At 37.4% G+C, this 18,509-nt stretch carries 18 protein-coding genes; all 18 read right to left on the reverse strand.

The genetic code is table 11. The features are described 5' to 3' along the window. Window positions 1-246 precede the first annotated feature (246 nt). The 18 genes from AQ616_RS00315 to AQ616_RS00400 all read right to left on the reverse strand — a co-directional run bounded on the left by AQ616_RS00315 (window position 247) and on the right by AQ616_RS00400 (window position 18,391). The gene (locus tag AQ616_RS00315) at window positions 247-642 is read right to left on the reverse strand and encodes a F0F1 ATP synthase subunit epsilon (protein WP_017798194.1); all 396 of its coding nucleotides are present in this window, start codon (window positions 640-642) and stop codon (window positions 247-249) included. A gap of 92 nt (window positions 643-734) precedes the next feature. Continuing rightward, complete coding sequence (atpD, locus tag AQ616_RS00320; protein WP_017798195.1) at window positions 735-2,129, reverse strand: F0F1 ATP synthase subunit beta; 1,395 nt, start codon at window positions 2,127-2,129, stop codon at window positions 735-737. 38 nt (window positions 2,130-2,167) lie between these two features. Next, complete coding sequence (atpG, locus tag AQ616_RS00325) at window positions 2,168-3,028, reverse strand: ATP synthase F1 subunit gamma (RefSeq protein ID WP_069684742.1); 861 nt, start codon at window positions 3,026-3,028, stop codon at window positions 2,168-2,170. 93 nt (window positions 3,029-3,121) lie between these two features. Further along, window positions 3,122-4,633 (reverse strand): F0F1 ATP synthase subunit alpha, encoded by a 1,512-nt coding sequence (atpA, locus tag AQ616_RS00330; protein ID WP_017798197.1) that lies wholly within the window; start codon window positions 4,631-4,633, stop codon window positions 3,122-3,124. A gap of 18 nt (window positions 4,634-4,651) precedes the next feature. Then, complete coding sequence (locus tag AQ616_RS00335; RefSeq protein WP_069684743.1) at window positions 4,652-5,197, reverse strand: F0F1 ATP synthase subunit delta; 546 nt, start codon at window positions 5,195-5,197, stop codon at window positions 4,652-4,654. Further along, window positions 5,194-5,721 (reverse strand): F0F1 ATP synthase subunit B, encoded by a 528-nt coding sequence (gene atpF / locus AQ616_RS00340; protein ID WP_069684744.1) that lies wholly within the window; start codon window positions 5,719-5,721, stop codon window positions 5,194-5,196. Before atpF ends, AQ616_RS00335 begins: the two co-directional genes overlap by 4 nt. A gap of 136 nt (window positions 5,722-5,857) precedes the next feature. Further along, window positions 5,858-6,064 carry a F0F1 ATP synthase subunit C gene (gene atpE, locus AQ616_RS00345; protein ID WP_017798200.1) on the reverse strand — a complete coding sequence of 69 codons (207 nt, stop codon included), beginning with the start codon at window positions 6,062-6,064 and terminating at the stop codon, window positions 5,858-5,860. A 45-nt stretch (window positions 6,065-6,109) separates the two neighbouring features. Beyond that, a complete protein-coding gene (atpB, locus tag AQ616_RS00350; protein WP_017798201.1) occupies window positions 6,110-6,832 on the reverse strand; it encodes a F0F1 ATP synthase subunit A in 723 nt (240 codons plus the stop codon). Window positions 6,833-6,888: 56 nt separating this feature from the next. Next, entirely contained in the window at window positions 6,889-7,278 is a 390-nt protein-coding gene (locus AQ616_RS00355; protein WP_017798202.1) for an ATP synthase subunit I, read from the reverse strand. Between the two features lie 440 nt (window positions 7,279-7,718). After that, window positions 7,719-9,926 carry a S8 family serine peptidase gene (locus AQ616_RS00360; RefSeq protein ID WP_069684745.1) on the reverse strand — a complete coding sequence of 736 codons (2,208 nt, stop codon included), beginning with the start codon at window positions 9,924-9,926 and terminating at the stop codon, window positions 7,719-7,721. A 230-nt stretch (window positions 9,927-10,156) separates the two neighbouring features. Further along, on the reverse strand, window positions 10,157-10,786 hold the full coding sequence (gene upp / locus AQ616_RS00365; protein WP_017798204.1) for a uracil phosphoribosyltransferase: 630 nt from the start codon (window positions 10,784-10,786) through the stop codon (window positions 10,157-10,159). Between the two features lie 813 nt (window positions 10,787-11,599). Beyond that, entirely contained in the window at window positions 11,600-12,835 is a 1,236-nt protein-coding gene (locus tag AQ616_RS00370; protein ID WP_069685076.1) for a serine hydroxymethyltransferase, read from the reverse strand. 57 nt (window positions 12,836-12,892) lie between these two features. Next, on the reverse strand, window positions 12,893-13,447 hold the full coding sequence (locus tag AQ616_RS00375) for a TIGR01440 family protein (RefSeq protein WP_069684746.1): 555 nt from the start codon (window positions 13,445-13,447) through the stop codon (window positions 12,893-12,895). Window positions 13,448-13,627: 180 nt separating this feature from the next. Next, complete coding sequence (locus tag AQ616_RS00380; RefSeq protein WP_017798207.1) at window positions 13,628-15,028, reverse strand: methyl-accepting chemotaxis protein; 1,401 nt, start codon at window positions 15,026-15,028, stop codon at window positions 13,628-13,630. A 14-nt stretch (window positions 15,029-15,042) separates the two neighbouring features. Beyond that, window positions 15,043-15,645 (reverse strand): low molecular weight protein arginine phosphatase, encoded by a 603-nt coding sequence (locus AQ616_RS00385; protein ID WP_069684747.1) that lies wholly within the window; start codon window positions 15,643-15,645, stop codon window positions 15,043-15,045. 495 nt (window positions 15,646-16,140) lie between these two features. After that, the gene (locus tag AQ616_RS00390) at window positions 16,141-16,428 is read right to left on the reverse strand and encodes a hypothetical protein (RefSeq protein ID WP_069684748.1); all 288 of its coding nucleotides are present in this window, start codon (window positions 16,426-16,428) and stop codon (window positions 16,141-16,143) included. A 25-nt stretch (window positions 16,429-16,453) separates the two neighbouring features. Further along, window positions 16,454-17,425 carry a trypsin-like serine peptidase gene (locus AQ616_RS00395; RefSeq protein WP_017798210.1) on the reverse strand — a complete coding sequence of 324 codons (972 nt, stop codon included), beginning with the start codon at window positions 17,423-17,425 and terminating at the stop codon, window positions 16,454-16,456. Window positions 17,426-17,842: 417 nt separating this feature from the next. Next, on the reverse strand, window positions 17,843-18,391 hold the full coding sequence (locus AQ616_RS00400; RefSeq protein ID WP_017798211.1) for a manganese efflux pump MntP: 549 nt from the start codon (window positions 18,389-18,391) through the stop codon (window positions 17,843-17,845). Window positions 18,392-18,509 lie beyond the last annotated feature (118 nt).

Here is an 18,509-nt window from a genome sequence, read left to right on the forward strand (position 1 = left end):
TTCTTTTATTAAGGTTGTTTACATTTCCCGGGAAATATCGACAATTTGTTTTTGGAAAGAGAGATTAGTTGAAAATATGATGGTAAATGCTAACTAGTAGGATTGATAGAAGAAATACCAACTTTCTATCTTAATTATAGAACCTTGTCAGGTTTTAGAACTGCTCTATTGACAACGTACAGACTGAATATTTTCTATTAAAATACAAAAACTCCTGCAAAAAAATTGCAGGAGTAGTTTTTAGTATTACTTGCCTACGTCGAGGCGATTAATTGCTCTTTTGAGTGCTAATTCGGCCCGAGCTTTATCAATATTATCCTGATTTGCCTGAAGACGTCTTTCCGCACGATCTTTTGCTTCTTTTGCACGTTGAACATCGATATCACTTGCAGTTTCAGCAGATTGTGCAAGAATGGTTACTTTTTCAGGCTGCACTTCCATAAATCCACCACTTATTGCTAAATATTTAGTATCATTTCCCTTTTTCAAGCGAACTGCACTAATTTGAAGTGGAGAAACTAATGGAATATGTCCAGGTAAAATACCGATTTCACCAGTTTCAGCTTTACAAACTACCATTTCAAAGCTTTCTTCTAAAACCGGGCCACCAGGAGTAACAACACTCACTTCTAGTGTTCTCAATGTAACCCCTCCTAAGAGACGGGATGGAAGTGCTCGAAAATTAATTCAGGCATTTAAAGATTTTTTAAATCCTTTTACTTCCAGACCGAATATTATTCCATTCCTTTTGCTTTTTCTACAACTTCTTCAATACGTCCAACTAGACGGAAAGCATCCTCTGGAAGATCGTCATATTTACCTTCAAGAATTTCTTTAAATCCTTTTACAGTCTCTTGAACAGGAACGTAAGAACCTGGTTGTCCAGTGAACTGCTCCGCTACGTGGAAGTTTTGTGATAGATAGAATTGAATTCGACGTGCACGTGCAACGACTAATTTATCCTCATCGCCCAACTCATCCATACCAAGGATTGCGATAATATCTTGAAGTTCACGATATTTTTGTAGTGTTTGCTGTACTTGTGTTGCTACTTCATAATGCTCTTTTCCAACAACCTCTGGGTCAAGTGCGCGTGAAGTAGACTCTAATGGATCCACCGCCGGGTAGATACCTTGCTCAGACAATTTACGGTCAAGGTTTGTTGTTGCATCTAAGTGAGCAAAAGTTGTAGCCGGAGCCGGGTCAGTGTAGTCATCGGCTGGTACATAAATTGCTTGAATAGATGTTACAGAACCTTTGTCTGTAGATGTAATACGTTCCTGTAATTGTCCCATTTCCGTAGCTAGAGTAGGTTGGTAACCTACCGCTGATGGCATACGACCAAGTAGTGCGGATACCTCAGAACCTGCTTGTGTGAAGCGGAAGATATTATCAACGAACAATAATACATCTTGGCCTTGCTCATCACGGAAGTATTCTGCCATTGTTAAACCAGTTAATGCTACACGCATACGTGCACCAGGTGGCTCATTCATTTGTCCGAATACCATCGCTGTTTTAGCAATAACTCCAGAATCGCTCATTTCATAGTATAAGTCATTTCCTTCACGAGTACGTTCCCCAACACCTGCGAATACAGAAATACCACCATGCTCTTGTGCGATGTTGTTGATTAATTCCTGAATTAATACTGTTTTACCTACACCTGCTCCACCGAACAGACCAATTTTTCCACCTTTAATGTAAGGTGCTAGCAGATCTACTACCTTAATACCTGTCTCTAAAATCTCGGTTTCTGTAGATAAATTTTCAAAGTTTGGTGCTTCGCGGTGAATTGGATCGCGACGGACTCCTTCTTCTAAAGGTTCGTCTAAGTCGATATTTTCACCTAATACATTAAATACACGACCTAGTGTTACGTCACCAACTGGTACAGAGATTGGACGACCAAGGTTTTCCACCTCTGCGCCACGCTTAAAACCATCTGTTGAAGACATTGCGATGGTACGTACACTATTGTCACCTAAATGAAGAGCTACTTCTAGTGTTAGTTCTTCACCACTGTCACTACGGACAACTAAAGCATTATTTACTTCTGGGAGTTCAGCGTCTTCAAAACGTACATCGACTACTGGTCCCATTAACTGTGTAACGCGTCCTTTGCTCATCTATTTCCCTCCTAACTTACTGTCCACACGGTGTAATACTATTCTAGTGCTGCTACCCCACCAACAATCTCTGTGATTTCTTGTGTAATAGCTGCTTGACGTGCACGGTTATATGATAGGGATAAATCATCAATTAGATCCGAAGCATTATCCGTTGCACTACGCATTGCAGTCATACTAGCCGCGTGTTCACTTGCTTTTCCATCAAGTAATGCTCCAAAGATTAGACTTTCTGCATACTGTGGTAAAAGTACTTCCAAGATTTGCTCTTGGTTTGGATCAAACTCGTAGTCAGATGTAGCCGTACCACTTTCATCCAAATTCTCAATTGGAAGTAATTGTTTATTTGTAACCACTTGCGAAATTGCACTAACATAATGGTTATATACAATATTTAGCTCATCAATATCACCATCTGCATACATTTGAACTGTTTCAGACGCTAGTTCTTTTACATCTGCAAATGTTGGGTGATCGGGCACACCTAGTACACTTTTTGATACTGGCAGGCCACGTTTTCGACAATAATCATATCCTTTTCTTCCAAGTACAATGATGGTATATTCGTCGGTACTATTATGTTTTTTATCGATTGTGTTAACTAGATTTTTTAAGACGTGACTATTATATGCGCCTACAAGACCACGATCTGAGGTCACAATTAAATAGCCTGTCTTTCTCACTTCACGTTTCGTTAGCATTGGATGCTGTGCATCTGTATTTGCATTTGCAATACTGCTTACAACCTCTTGAAGTTTATCTGCATATGGAACAAATCCACGGGCATTTTGTTCCGCTTTTGACATTTTGGAAGCCGAAACAAGTTCCATTGCTCCTGTGATTTGTTTCGTTTTTTTCGTAGATTCGATTCTACCTTTTAATTCTCTTAGTGATGCCAAGCTCTTTCACCACACTTTCCTATCAGGAGTGGGGGCCGAGAAATGATTATTCGACCCTTTATACTCTATACCGAAACTTCATTATTCGATTTATTAGTTATTAGATGGTAAAAATGTTTTCTTAAATGATTCAATCGCATCATTAAACTCACCTTCGTCTGGCAAATTACCCGTTTCACGAATAGAAGTAAGTAATTCATTACGATTGCTTTCCAACCAAATGTTTAATTCTTCTTCAAAACGTTGAATATCTTCTACAGGAATATCATCTAAGAAACCACGAGTTAATGCATAGATAATAGCTACCTGTTTTTCAACTACCATTGGTTTATGAAGACCTTGTTTTAACACTTCAACTGTACGTTGACCGCGATTTAGTTTCGCTTGTGTAGATTTATCCAAGTCTGAACCAAATTGAGAAAATGCTTCTAATTCACGGAAAGACGCAAGGTCAAGACGCAATGTACCTGCTACTTTCTTCATCGCCTTGATTTGTGCAGATCCACCTACACGTGAAACGGATAAACCAGGGTTAATCGCTGGACGAACCCCAGAGAAGAATAGATCCGATTGTAAGAAAATTTGTCCATCAGTAATGGAAATTACGTTCGTAGGGATGTAAGCTGCAATATCACCAGCTTGTGTTTCAACAAATGGTAATGCAGTTAAGGAACCGCCACCTTTTGCATCACTTAACTTAGCTGCACGCTCTAATAAACGAGAGTGAAGGTAGAACACATCCCCAGGGAATGCTTCACGACCCGGCGGACGACGTAATAGTAAGGAAAGTTCACGATAAGCTACAGCTTGTTTAGATAAATCATCATATACAACTAAAACGTGTTTTCCGTTATACATGAACTCTTCACCCATTGCTACACCAGCATACGGAGATAAGTATAGTAATGGTGCAGGATCTGAAGCACCTGCAGTCACTACGATTGTGTTATCAAGTGCACCGTGCTTACGGAATGTTTCTACTGTATTACGAACAGTTGATTCTTTTTGACCGATAGCTACATAAATACAAATCATATCCTGATCTTTTTGATTCAAGATGGTATCTACAGCTACTGTTGTTTTACCAGTTTGACGGTCCCCGATAATTAACTCACGTTGACCACGTCCAATTGGAACTAACGCATCAATCGCTTTAATACCTGTTTGAAGTGGCTCATCTACAGATTTACGATCCATAACTCCTGGAGCAGCCGCTTCGATTGGGCGGGTTTTTGATGTTTCAATTGGGCCTTTGCCATCAATTGGCTGACCAAGTGGGTTAACCACACGACCTAATAATTCCTCACCTACAGGTACTTGCATGATACGGCCAGTACGGCGAACTTCATCGCCTTCTTTAATTTCTGTATAAGGTCCAAGGATAACGATACCTACATTACTTTCTTCTAAGTTCTGTGCTAATCCCATAACACCGTTAGAGAACTCAAGTAATTCCCCAGCCATAGCATTATCAAGACCATGAGCACGTGCGATACCGTCACCGACTTCAATAACTGTTCCAACATCACTTACTTCAATGTCAGAATCAAAGTTTTCAATTTGCTGTTTAATCAGTGTGCTAATTTCTTCAGCATTAATGCTCATACCATTTCACCCCTATCATCATTTGTTAGCAGACACGATGCTACGTGAAATGCGGTTTAGTTTATTACTTACCGTTCCATCGTAAATCGTATTTCCGACTCTTATTTTCATACCTCCGAGAATCTTAGGATCGACAACATTCGTAATCTGAACGCTTGTTTTTCCTAAACGTTTAGCAAAGGATGTTTGAAGTTGTTCCTTTTCATCGGTACTTAATTCTCGAATGGAATAGACGGTTGCATCTGCAATTTCTTTTGCATCGTTTACCAAAGCGACTAGGTGATCAACAATAGATGGAATGGTAGATGTACGATGACGATCAACTAGTAATTTCAACGTATTTACCACAACCTGATCCGTCCCTTTAAACACATCAGTTAAAAGCTGTTTCTTCTTCTCATTGTCAATCTTTGGATGCTTCAGGAAAACATTTAGTTTTTGATCATTTGTAAATATTTGTCGAACTACAAGAAAATCTGCTACTAATTGGTCTAATGAATTCTTCTCTTTACCGAGCTGAAAAAGCGCATCTGCATAACGTTTTGCTACTACGGAGTTACTCATCGCTCTTCCCCAACTTCTTGAATGTATTCATTAATTAGTTTTTCTTGATCTTGTTCGCTAAGTTCTTTTTCAATAACCTTACTTGCAATTAATACAGATAAGGATGCAACTTTATCTTGTAACGCTTGAATAGCTCGTTCTTTTTCATTTTGAATATCTGCTTGCGCTGCTTCTTTAATACGATTTGCTTCTTCCCTCGCTGAATCGATGATGGCTTGCTCTTGTTTTGCTCCTGCAGCCTTCGCGTCTTCTACCATTTTCTGCGCTTCTGCTTTTACTTGATTTAATTGCTCAGCTGCTTCTTTAGAAGCTTTTTCTGCTTCTGCACGACTTTGCTCTGCTGATTCAATTTCATTGGCTACATAATTCTCACGCTCTTCCATTTTATTCATTAATGGTCCCCAAGCAAATTTCTTCAGTAACGCTAGGAGAACAAGGAAGAAGAATAATTGAACTAACATATCTGGCCAACGTAAACCACCGACACTAGCTCCAATGTTTAACAAGTCAATGTATGAATGCACCGATCCCACTCCTTTCGCTAATAAATCACATCTATGGTTTGATGTATAAATTCTACATCGTTACTCTTGCATAAAGGAATGGCGAAGATTCTTTGTAGCTGAACTTCGCCATTATAATTCTAGGAAAAATTGCGATTTACATTACCATAAACGCGATAACTGCTGCGATGATCGGAATCGCCTCTACTAATGCTACCCCGATAAACATTGTACCTTGTAGTGCACCACGTAATTCTGGTTGACGTGCAATACCTTCTACTGTTCTACTTACGATCATACCGTTACCAAGACCTGCTCCTAATGCTGCTAAACCAATTGCAATTGCTGCTGCTAAAGCTCCCATTGATAATTTCCTCCTTTTATAATAAACCTAATAAATTATTTTTTATTAATGGTCACTGCTCACTTTGTGAGACATATAAACCATTGTTAACATAACGAATACGTAAGATTGGATGGCTCCAATAAATACACTAAATCCTTGCCATGCCAGCATTGGAAGCGCTGATCCTAAGAATCCAAATACACTAGCTGTTCCAAGTCCTACTAGTAAACTTAATAATATTTCACCTGCATAAATGTTACCAAACAAACGAAGACCCAACGTTAATGTGTTGGTGAATTCTTCTACGATTTTAAATGGCAACATGAGTGGTACTGGGCTCACATATGTTTTCAAATAAGCTTTTGTACCTCTTAACTTAATACCATAATAGTGTGTTAATGCAATAATCATAGTTGATAGTGTTAATGTCATAACCGCATCTGCAGTAGGTGATTTCCACCACAGGTCATGTCCAACTACCCCAACCGTTGCAACACCTATTAAATTACTAACTAGAATATAGAATATTAGAGTTAGTCCAAGCGGAAGAAATATTCTTCCAGTTTTCCAATCCATGTTGTCTTGTATGATACCCCTAACGAATTCTACAGCCCATTCCATGAAGTTCTGTATTCCTTTCGGTTTCATCTGTAACTTTCTGCTTCCCCATACGCAGAAAACAAAGACAATAAGACACACGATAAATGTCATCATGAGGTTAGAAAGGTTAAGATTCGCACCCGGTATCCCAAAGATATCATGCACTATTGGATTTTCGTGATCCAAGATTATCACCCCTTTACTAAAACTATTTGTAAGTAAAAATGGAATACTGGAAAGGATTAGTCTTCTTTCTGGTTACGTAAAGATAATTGATAAACAATGATATCTAACGCCATAACAAAATAAGAAGAAAGAATCCCAATGATTACAGCTATAAAGTGGAAGTGTTCTTCAAATCGCATCGCAATCATCACTCCCAACACTGCGGCGGCCATTCTTGTAAACGTACCTAATCCTCCTCTGGCCTTCCCACCTGCTGCAACTGTTTCCCCAAGTTTTGCTGACTTGCTCTGTAGTAACCACAAGTTATAAAGACTAATGATACTACCTAGGATTAATCCGAAAAAAACACGGGGATATGGTAGAAACCCAGCGCAAAGCACTAATATTGCTAGTAAATAAAACATCCATTGACGCTGTCGGGTTATCATTTTATCATAATTAGACATTATATTTGCTACACTCCTAAACCCGGTAAAAGACTACCAACTCACATTTGCATCCGTTTTCAATCAAATCGGGGAAAATCTCTTGCTAGGTAATATTACTTGTAGTTTTAGATGCGGAGGTGTTACATTCATTGCATCTATGTATTTGAAGTCAGAAGGAACCATTGTTCGCTGTTTCATAACAGGGGATAATTTCGCGAACAAAAATGGGCTAAAAAAGCTGTTTCTCCTCACTCCACACTAAACAAGTTTACATTAGCCAAGCTAGGATTGTCAATTAGTAATAGGCATTAATCATATTAATTATATTACATATATAAACATTGACATATTAGTCTTTCTCGCCCTGATTTCCCCTATTGTGCACTGTATCACAAATGGATTCTTTCATGTTATTTAACAACTTTCGTTTTATGACTTTTTTGTGAACAAATGTATTTCTACTTAATGTAGACCATTGCCTCTGAGCTTTCATACGTTCCATCATCCATGTAAACAGTTACAATAGCTAGATAATATCCTCCTTTTCCAGCTTGCTTCGTCGTAAGTTCTCCAGTGTGTAGACCTTGTTCTAAGTTCTTTTCTTCCAACAATCTCCGCTTATAGACAAGGGTATCTGGATCATATAAATCAACTTCAAGCTTTCGAGCCGATTCTGTCATATAAATTTGATATTGATATAAATCGTCAGAAAGGGTTTTTAACGTAAACTCAAAACCAGCACTTTTTGGTTGATCCGCTTCCTTATTTACGATAATATACGGTAATTCATATGTTGCATTTCCTTGTTCTAAAGCTATCCAGCCTTGATGAACTCCTTTATCTAATTGCATTCCTGTAACAAACGCTTCGATAGGAATCTCCTTCTTTTCATAAGGATCCAACTGAAAAGCACCAGGTAAATTCCACGATATCCCTTTGTCTTTATATGGTATTTGAAATTGATAAGATTGTGGTTCGGCTGTCATATTTTCAACAATTAAATTATGCTGAAACTCTTGACGATAGTTATCTACCTTGCCAAATTGGAGTTGACCATTATGAATAATCGTATTTGCTTCAATCGCTTTATTCACATCGATCACTCCCATCCCTTGTTCCGTCGAAGAAACTAGTTCATCAGCATGCATAAGTTGATCTGCCGACGTTTGGATTGCTCCAATAATTTGTTCATTCGTCCAATCTGGTTTTGCTTCCTTAATTACTGCTGCCGCTCCAGCTACATGAGGGGTGGCCATACTCGTCCCATCCATAGCTTGATATCCATCTGGAACAGTGCTCCAGATTCCAGTACCCGGAGCAATAATATCAGGTTTTATCTGCCAGTTAATTGTCACAGGTCCTCTTGAACTAAATGGTGCTACCTGAACTGGTTGATCTATACGTTTTGAATCAATGAAATAATGATTAGTTTCCTCCGCTTGTTGTTTTAACCATTCACCATCTTCTTGAGAGATTGCTGCTACGGGAATTTGTACGGGAGCATTACGAAACTCTACAGAACCTTGGAAAGGTCCAGCTTCGTTATTGTATATAAGTACTGCTTCGGCTCCTAATTCTTCCGCTTGCTTCGCTAATTGATGAAAAGGTATCTCCCCTCGTTGTACAAGAGCTATTTTTCCAGAAAGAGAGCCGGTTACTTCTTCCTCTATTGAAGAAATATCATAATCTTTTTCCAAATTCCATTCAGGAGCACCAAGCATCTCTAACAATGGAATTATTTTATCTTCAAAAGAATCTTCTAATACCGGAGCAGTTGACGGAGTCGTAGAAGCACCAACAGAAAAGGCTTTGTTTGCGGTGGCTGGTGAACCTACAGTCCATGCATCAGGGCCACTATTACCATTAGCAATCACAACAAAAATCCCGAGTTCAGCAGCACGATTTACCGCTTGACTTGTTGGATAATCAGGAACATTGACATTGTTACCTAATGAAAGATTAATAATATCTACTTCATCTTCAACCGCTTTTTCCATCGCAGCTAATACTTGCACAGAAGTCCCTGCTCCACCTGGACCAAGTGCACGATAAGCATAGATTTCTGCATCTGGAGCTATTCCCTTTAATTCTCCATTTGCAGCGATGATTCCGGCTACATGTGTCCCATGTGAAGTAGGTACTCCCTGTTCAGGCTGTGTCTCCATCGGGTCATCATCGAGATCCACTAAATCATATCCGTTTATATAATTCTTCTGTAAATCTGGATGGTCATAATCAATCCCAGTATCTATTACTCCTACTTTTACACCTTTACCCGTGTAGGAAGTATCGTTCCACGAATACGGCTCTGTCTCTGTTATTGACGGTTGTAATTCAGTTAAAAGTGAAGACTTTGTAGTTGGTATAGCTTGATATTCTTGTACAGAATGGATACTTTTAATGAATTCTAATGCTTCCATTCGCTGGAGTTGTTCTGGGGAACCTTGTAGGGCTATTCCATTAAAAATCGTATCGTATACAGAAATCACTTCAATAAAAGGATGGTAATCTTCTATATACTTCACTTGTTCATGTGGGTCACCTTCCACTTCAATAATAATCGATTCCTTTTGTTTAAATTCTGCAAATGTTGTTAATTGTGGATAACTACAAGTGAACAATAAAATTGCATAAAAAAATATGGGGATAAGTTTTACGATATGCATCCGAGCACCACCTTATTCCCATAGCTTTTGAAGTTTTAATTATAATTATACGGATTATCTGATCTAATTTATTTTCAGATAAATTAATTCTAAATTTGTAGAAATTGCTTAATAGTCACATATCCGCCTTACTTATTACATAGAAATACGATCAACTTCCATGGTCTCGAAATACATCGCTGTTCCATAGAAATCGACCGTATATTAACTAAAAATATCAACTTGTTACTTTATTTTGTACCGAATAAGCGATCTCCAGCATCCCCAAGACCAGGAATAATGTAACCATGATCATCAAGACGTTCATCCATAGCTGCTAAATAAATATCCACATCTGGATGTGCTTCCTTAATTACTTCGACACCCTCTGGAGCAGCGATTAAGCACATTAAACGGATATTTTTACCGCCACGTTTTTTCAATGCTGCAATAGCATCATTCGCAGAACCGCCTGTTGCTAACATAGGATCGATCACAATCAGTTCGCGTTCTTCAATATCGTTTGGAAGTTTAACATAGTACTCGACAGGCTTGAATGTTTCTGGGTCACGATATAGACCAACATGTCCAACTTTTGCTGCTGGGATTAACTTACGAACACCATCTACCATTCCTAAACCTGCACGTAAAATAGGAACTAATCCTAGCTTTTTCCCCGCAAGAACTTTAGAAGGTGCCGTAGTTACTGGAGTTTCTACATTTACTTCTTTCACTGGCAAGTCACGTGTAATTTCAAAAGCCATTAACATTGCAACTTCATCGACAAGCTCACGAAACTCTTTTGTTCCCGTATTTTTATCACGTATGTACGTTAATTTATGTTGAATTAACGGATGATCAAATACAAATACATTACCCATCTTAAGATCACTCCTCATATTAAAAGATATATCTTTAAAATTGTACTGAAAATATTCACTGCTTTCAAGTATAGTTTTCCTGTTGGTAAGTCTTTACAAATTTTTGATTTTAAAGATAATTAATCATATCATCAAAGATTTAACCATTTTAAAAATCATGAACAAAAAAGATACCTTTGTTTAAATTACTCATTTTCTATTTTGATTTCCATTACAGACGGGCGCTTTTCAGCAGGCACGGCTTCAGCTAACTTGAAAAGAAAAACACTTTTCAAGTGGATCTTCAGCTCGTGCTATTCCTGCAGGAGTCGCCGTCTTCCATTCCAATCAAAGCCATGTTTTGCTATAATACGAACATTATTATATAACTATCACTAAAATATTGGTTTTTAAATAAAACTTAGCGATTATGAAATTGAGATTCCAATCGTTCGTATACAGAAACCGCTACTTCCAGCTTCATTAACTCAACAAAAAATTTTGGTCAATAGTAGGATAATAGCTAGAATAAGCGTAAGAAATATACGGAGACTCCTTGAAAATCAAAAATCGATTTTCTGCGTGCGATGCAATGCTGTCGAAGTCTTCCTTGTCCTGTGGGAAGTAGGCCTAGGCGAGACCCAGGAATGCGTAAGCACCCGAAGGCTCACCCATCCGCCCACGGAAAGCGCAGTATATTTCTGAAGCAGGGCTTCAAAACCTATTCTGCTTTTCGGAATTCACACAAATATAAAATTGACTCTATTAAAGAAAAACGAACAATACTGGATAATGTGTTATCATCCAATTATTGTTCGTCTCTATCGATTCTATTTAAGCATATAGCGGGAATTTTTCTGTAAGAGTTTGTACACGTTGCGCCGCTTCTTTTAACTTCGTTTCATTTTCATGATTTTTTAACGTTAAAGAAATAATAGAAGCAATTTCTTTCATTTCTTCTTCACCAAAACCACGAGTAGTTACAGCAGCAGTACCGATCCGAATACCACTTGTAACAAAAGGACTTTCTTGATCAAATGGAATCGTATTTTTATTTGTTGTTATCCCAATATCATCTAATGCTTTTTCAGCTATTTTTCCTGTTAATTGTAAAGGAGTAACATCTAATAAAAGTAAATGGTTATCTGTACCTCCAGATACAATACGAATTCCTTCTTTATTAAGAGCTTGCCCTAACGTCTTCGCATTAGCAACAATCTGCTTTGTGTATGTTTTGAAGTCTTCTGATAATGCCTCTTTAAATGAAACAGCTTTTGCAGCAATAACATGCATCAGTGGTCCACCTTGTATCCCTGGGAAAATCGCTTTATCAACTTTTTTCGCAAATTCTTCTTTACATAGAATCATACCACCACGAGGTCCACGCAAAGTTTTATGCGTTGTAGTAGTGACGAAATCTGCATGCGGAACTGGATTTTCATGTTCACCAGTAGCAACTAAGCCAGCAATATGTGCCATATCTACCATTAGATATGCATCTACCGTGTCAGCAATCTCACGGAATTTAGCAAAATTAATAGAACGAGAGTATGCACTTGCTCCTGCCACAATTAATTTCGGCTTAACTTCCTTCGCTTTTTCCAATACAGCATCATAATCTAATTGCTCTGTTTCTTTATCCACACCGTAGTCAACAAAATTATACAATTGACCACTAAAGTTAACCGGGCTACCGTGAGTCAAATGTCCACCATGATTTAAGTTCATACCTAATACAGTATCGCCAGGCTCAAGAACGGCAGAATAAACTGCCATATTGGCTTGTGCTCCTGAATGAGGTTGCACATTTGCGTGATCAGCACCAAATAATTCTTTCGCACGATCGCGAGCAAGGTTCTCCACTACATCAACGTGCTCACAACCACCATAATAACGCTTGCCTGGATAACCTTCTGCATATTTATTGGTAAGAATAGAACCCATCGCATCCATTACTGCTTTCGTAACAAAGTTTTCGGATGCAATTAATTCAATCTTATCTTGCTGACGATTTTTTTCGGCTTGCATTGCTTCAAACACTTCGGCATCTGCTTGTTTCACATATTCCATCATTGGTATAGCCCCCTATGTAATGAGATTTTATAGATTTACTGATGTAGATGATAATTAATAATGATTATTACCATAGAAGGCTCTAATTCCTCCTATTAGCTTTGGTCGAGTACTAGCAGCTCTTACACGAGCATGATTAACAAATCGTTGTTTGAATTTAAGTGGAACTGCAACATGTTTTAAATGCATCCCTATCATTGTTTCTCCAATATCCATTCCTGCATCCGCTGTAATTTCTTCTACGACAACCGGATTATCCATATGTTTATAGGCATAGGTAGCCATTGCTCCTCCAGCCTGCCGTACCGGTACAACAGTAACTTCTGGTAAGGAATAGGATGTTGCTACTGTCCTTTCTACGACGATTGCTCGGTTAAGGTGTTCACAACATTGAAATGCTAAATGTATGCCTGTAGCATCTTGTAGAAATTGGAGTTGTTGATAGATAGTAGAAGCAATTTGCTCACTACCTGCTGTTCCAATTGGCTGCCCAGCAACTTCACTTGTCGAACAGCCAATAACGAAAATATCATTTTCTCGCAGAATACTAGCGTCTATCCACTCTTTGACAATACACTGTAGATCTTGTGCAAGTCTATCTTTTGTCATTATTCTTTCACCTAACTTCTTAGAAAGTCAAGAAACATTTGACCCATCAGTAACAATGTCTAGATCTAGTGCCCGGCAATTAACAAATTTCAGTAATATTCCTCTACAAAAAAGAGGTAGATTGTCTATTGCTTATCAGACACTTATCATTTCATTTAGCATACCATGATTTTTGTTAATTTACGAAACTTCTTTATTCCTATTTTTCGTCAAAGTAGATTCACTTTTTTCTAGATAAGATTCTTCCTTTTCTGCCTCAAAAGGCTCAACATTACTTTCTACTTCATGTTTCCTTACCTTAAATTGGTTAATTTGTGATTTTAAATTATTCGCATGTTGTTCCATTTCATGGGCTAATTGATCGACTTGCTCCATTGTTATTACTTGTTCTTGAATAGCAGCATTGACTTCTTCTGTTCCTGCTGATGTTTCTTCTGCTATAGCTGCAACTTCTTGAGATTGTTGTACTGTATCTTGAATGGAATGAAGCTGCTGATCTACTAACTGATGAATCATTTCAATCTCGTTTGCAACATCCTTAATGGAATCAGCCATCTGTTCAATTGTACGGTTCGTTCCTTCTCCTTGTTTTGCTTCTTCTTTTGCATACTGCACATTTTCATTAATTTTTTCTACTACCTGAGTAACATCATGCTGAATAGCTCCGATTAACTCCGATATCTGCTGCACTGCTTGAGCACTTTGATCAGCTAGTTTACGAATTTCTTCAGCGACAACGGCAAAACCTTTTCCATGTTCACCTGCACGTGCTGCTTCAATTGATGCATTTAAGGCTAGAAGATTCGTTTGTTCCGCAATTTCTCCCACTAATGTAATGATTGTTTCTACTTGTTTTGCATTTTGTTTTAAATGATCAACATCTTTTAACGATAATTCTTGTTCATTTGTTAATTTTTGAATACCTGTTACTAACTGCCGAACCACTCGTTGCCCTTCCTGTAAAGTAGTTAGCATCGACTTCGATTTATCGGTAGATTGTTCTGCTTTTCCTTGTACTTTTCGAGCCAAATCGGTAGCTAATTCAACAGATGCTGCAGTTTGTTGAGTAGCTTCTGATGAACTCTCGGCACCATTGGAAATATCGACGATAGATTGACCAATAGCTGTCGAATGTTGAGATGCTGTATGAGATGCGTTCTTTAACTGAACAACTGTCTCATTCGTTTTTTCAAAATGTGTATCAATGTTATGTACCATTCGGTTCAGATTTTCTAACATACCATTGACCGCTAAAGAAAGCGAACGGATTTCATCGTCCGATCGAGGTATAATCACTTGTTGGTCCAAATTTCCTAGAGATGCTTCCGTTGCCACTTTTTCTAAATTTTCCATTGGTTTTGTAATCCATTTAGCCGCAAAAAAGGCGAGTAATCCCGACCAAAAGATACCTAGTAATAATATGATTGTTAAATACAATTCATCGGAAATAGTCCAAAATTGCTGTACATAATCATTTACTACATAAATAAATAACGCACTAAATCCATAAGTAATCATTGCTAATACAGTTATTAAAAAAACAAGTTTCAAACGTAGACTGAACCGATACTTTTTCTTCATAATTTCCTCCTACATTACGTATGTTTTTGAACAAAAAGGTCTATGCAGTCTTCAATTTCTTTCATCGTATTACGATAAAGTTCTAATCCACCTCCAAATGGATCAGAAATATCATAATTGATTAGTTTAGATTCCAAACGTTGAATCTCATTAATTTCTTTTTGAAATTCCTTTGAAACCGATTGATGTAACTGAAAGTTATTCATCATATCTTGATGATTATGAATAAATAAAGCACGTTTTTCCTCTAAATCAGCATAGGCCTTTTGTATCTGTTTCCATATTTCTTTATCGGCTTCTGAAACATATTCTTTAAGTGTAAAATACTTATCTTGTTGCTCCGGAAATTGAATAATTAGCAATTGCTTATGTGAAGTAGTCATTGTAAGAACAATATCTGCCCATTCTATTAACTCCTCACTTACTGATTGGGAATAATGATGCATATCAATCCCTTTTTCAGATAATGCTTGAATGGTATGATTTGACGCAGGGCTATGATTCATTGCTGTCGTTCCTGCCGACTTCACATTCAATTTAGGCATCTTACTTTTTAACAAACCCTCAGCCATCGGACTTCGGCAAGTATTTCCTGTACATATAAATAAAACATTCATATATAACCCTCCACTTATTCTATAAAAATCAATATATCATATGATGCTAGTACACGTTTACCTTAATTTTCTTATAAAGCCATTATACCCTACCAAAAAAGAACTATAAATGAGATAACATTTCTAATAACTCATTTATAGTTCTTCCCCCGTGCAATTATTCTCTTTCAAATATGGTTTTCTATCTTTGAGGTAGCTCTGTAGAAGCAGCCACCTCATTTTATATGTCTTCTGTATCTGTATTTTTATACATGGGTATATGTCTTAGAAATTTTGCTACATTAATTCCAAAATAATTATCAATATCTCTTTTTAAAAAGAGATTCTAGTGACATAAGTTTTTCTTTTAAATATACAGCATCAAATACATTGTAAAGATCCTGCTCAGCCCAAATAGATTTTAGTCTAACTAACCTGAAAACAAAAAGACCTAACGTTTGGAGGTAGCTATTTGCCTCCTTTGATAGGTCTATTTGTTAAATACATATAGTTAGCTCAATTGTTAGGTGAATCTTTCTCTTCATGTGATTCCCCAGGAGGATTCTGATTGTCTCCTGGGTCAATTTCATCTTTAGGGATAGGATTCTTAGGCAATTCAGTTTCTCCTTCTGGTGGAGGATCTTCTTCACTTTCAGGTGTACTCTCATCTTCAGGGGGATTTTCTTTATTAGATGGATCATATTCTTCTGGAAGTTCCACATCATCATTGCCACATCCAATAACACCCACAAGAATAATTAAACAAATTAAGACGAGATATAATCTTTTAAAGGATACTGACATTCATAAGCTCCTTCCTTATTTTAATCTATCTATCTTCCATACCCTCGAATAAGTCACGATAATCTGAAGTAAATGGTCTAGCATATAGAGTACCTCTTGGCTCAGATCTCCTAGAAGTTACGGCAAATATCTGCCCTAAATTCTCACTAGACATAGTTCTAAACCATGCTCCACCACTTGCTCCACCAGTAAATCCACATGAAATTTGTGCATCATTACTCAGAAATCTTTTAGAAGTATCTCCATAACAAGAATATGGGATGTCTCCTGGGTAAGGATCTGCTGCTGGATAACCAGTAACACGCACGTCAGATTGATTCTGGCTATAATTGAAACTTAACCCATTACCTCCGACGACATTAACAAGATTTCTTCCATCATTCTGAAATACAGTTAGAAATGCTTGATCATAGTCATAATTACCATTGTCCGTCCAGCCTCTAAAAGTAACTTTCCAATTTACATCCCATCTCCCGTATGGAGCGTTCCCTTCATAATATGCTGGAACAAATACGATATTCGTGTAAAAATCTCCGCCACTACCTTCATGCATACAATGACCAGCAGTTGAAACTAAATTCTTGTTTGGGTTGTTGACTGCCGAAGCAGAGCAAACATAATTATTTCCATCGTTCGGATTGTAAAAGAATAGCTTTCCTGTAGTACTAGGAACAACTGCATTTGGACTAAAATCTAACGCATTATTATACTTGGGGCTAGCAGGTTCTGTGTTGTATGGCCTTTCGTTTGTTTGATTCTCATTTGCTTCTGAATCTGTTAGGCTTTTTGATTCCGTAGCTTTATCAACATGCTTATCCATTGGAATTGCATTTTCCATTCTTTCTTTTGTCCAATATTCCTCTGAGTTATCAAACATTTGATACGTTGCATCTTCTTGTTCTGAAATAATCTCAGCTTCATTAGCCAAAACAGAAGGTGTAATTATTAGAAATGTAATGAAGGCAATAAATACTGATAATAAATTCTTTCTACTCATACAATCAATCCTCTCTAGTTTTTTATTAAGTGATTCATGATGTAATTTCGATAAGAATATTCACCTCCTAATTTGTAATAAATACAACTCATTTGTAACATATTGGAAAGTAATTATCTATAATTTTGTAAAATTTCATCAAATTGGAAAAATGATGTTTAATATACGTAAATATCGGTATCAAAGTAAGAATACAAATTTTATTGTTTGGATTACAGGAAAGTCTTGGCTTTGATTGTAATGAAAGACGGCGACCCCTGCAGGAAAAGCACGAGCTTCAGCTAACTTGAAAAGTGGTCGTCTTTTCAAGTTAGCTGAAGCCGTGCCTGCGGTAAGCATCCGTCTGCAATGGAAATCAAATATCACGACATTCGGATTTTATAGCAAATATATTAAATTAGGAAATTGATTCATGTACTAACTAAATAAAATAAATATACCAAATCCACAAAGTATACTTCCTCCAAGAAGTTGACTATACACCCCTAAAAACCTATACACTTTACGACCAATCAGCATCCCCAGCCATGTGACAAAACAGCTGATAAGGCCGAAAGCTAAAAGAGTAACAAGAATTTGAACTCCAGATATTCCAAGTCCCAGTCCAACTGTAAAACTATCTAAGCTAACACTGAATGCTATTATCCACAGTCCTACACCCACCGGCTGCCAACGAAATCCTTCCGTTAAATGAAAAGCAGAAAAAAACATATGTGCACCTATTAAAAATAGTAGTACCCCGCTAGCAAGCGATGTCCATTGACCGATTTGCTCGGAAATAACTTGTCCAAGCAACATACCCGCCAAAGGCATTAACATGTGTAAAAGTCCAATCGTTAACCCAATATACGCAATCCGTTTTAATCGTAATTGTTGCATTCCTAGACCCAAGCTAACTGAAAATCCATCCATGCTTAAGCCAATTGCTAATAAAATGATTGATATATATTCCGTTGAAAAAGTCATTCAATTTCCCCCTAGGACATGCTAATACACTATATGCATGAATAAGAAGGCTTATGAATACCTGTTTATAATAATTTTAGTACCCTTGTATCCGTACAAGGAAAATAACTCGACCATA

The organism is Oceanobacillus sp. E9 (assembly GCF_001741975.1).
Taxonomy (GTDB): Bacteria; Bacillota; Bacilli; order Bacillales; family Amphibacillaceae; genus Oceanobacillus; species Oceanobacillus kimchii.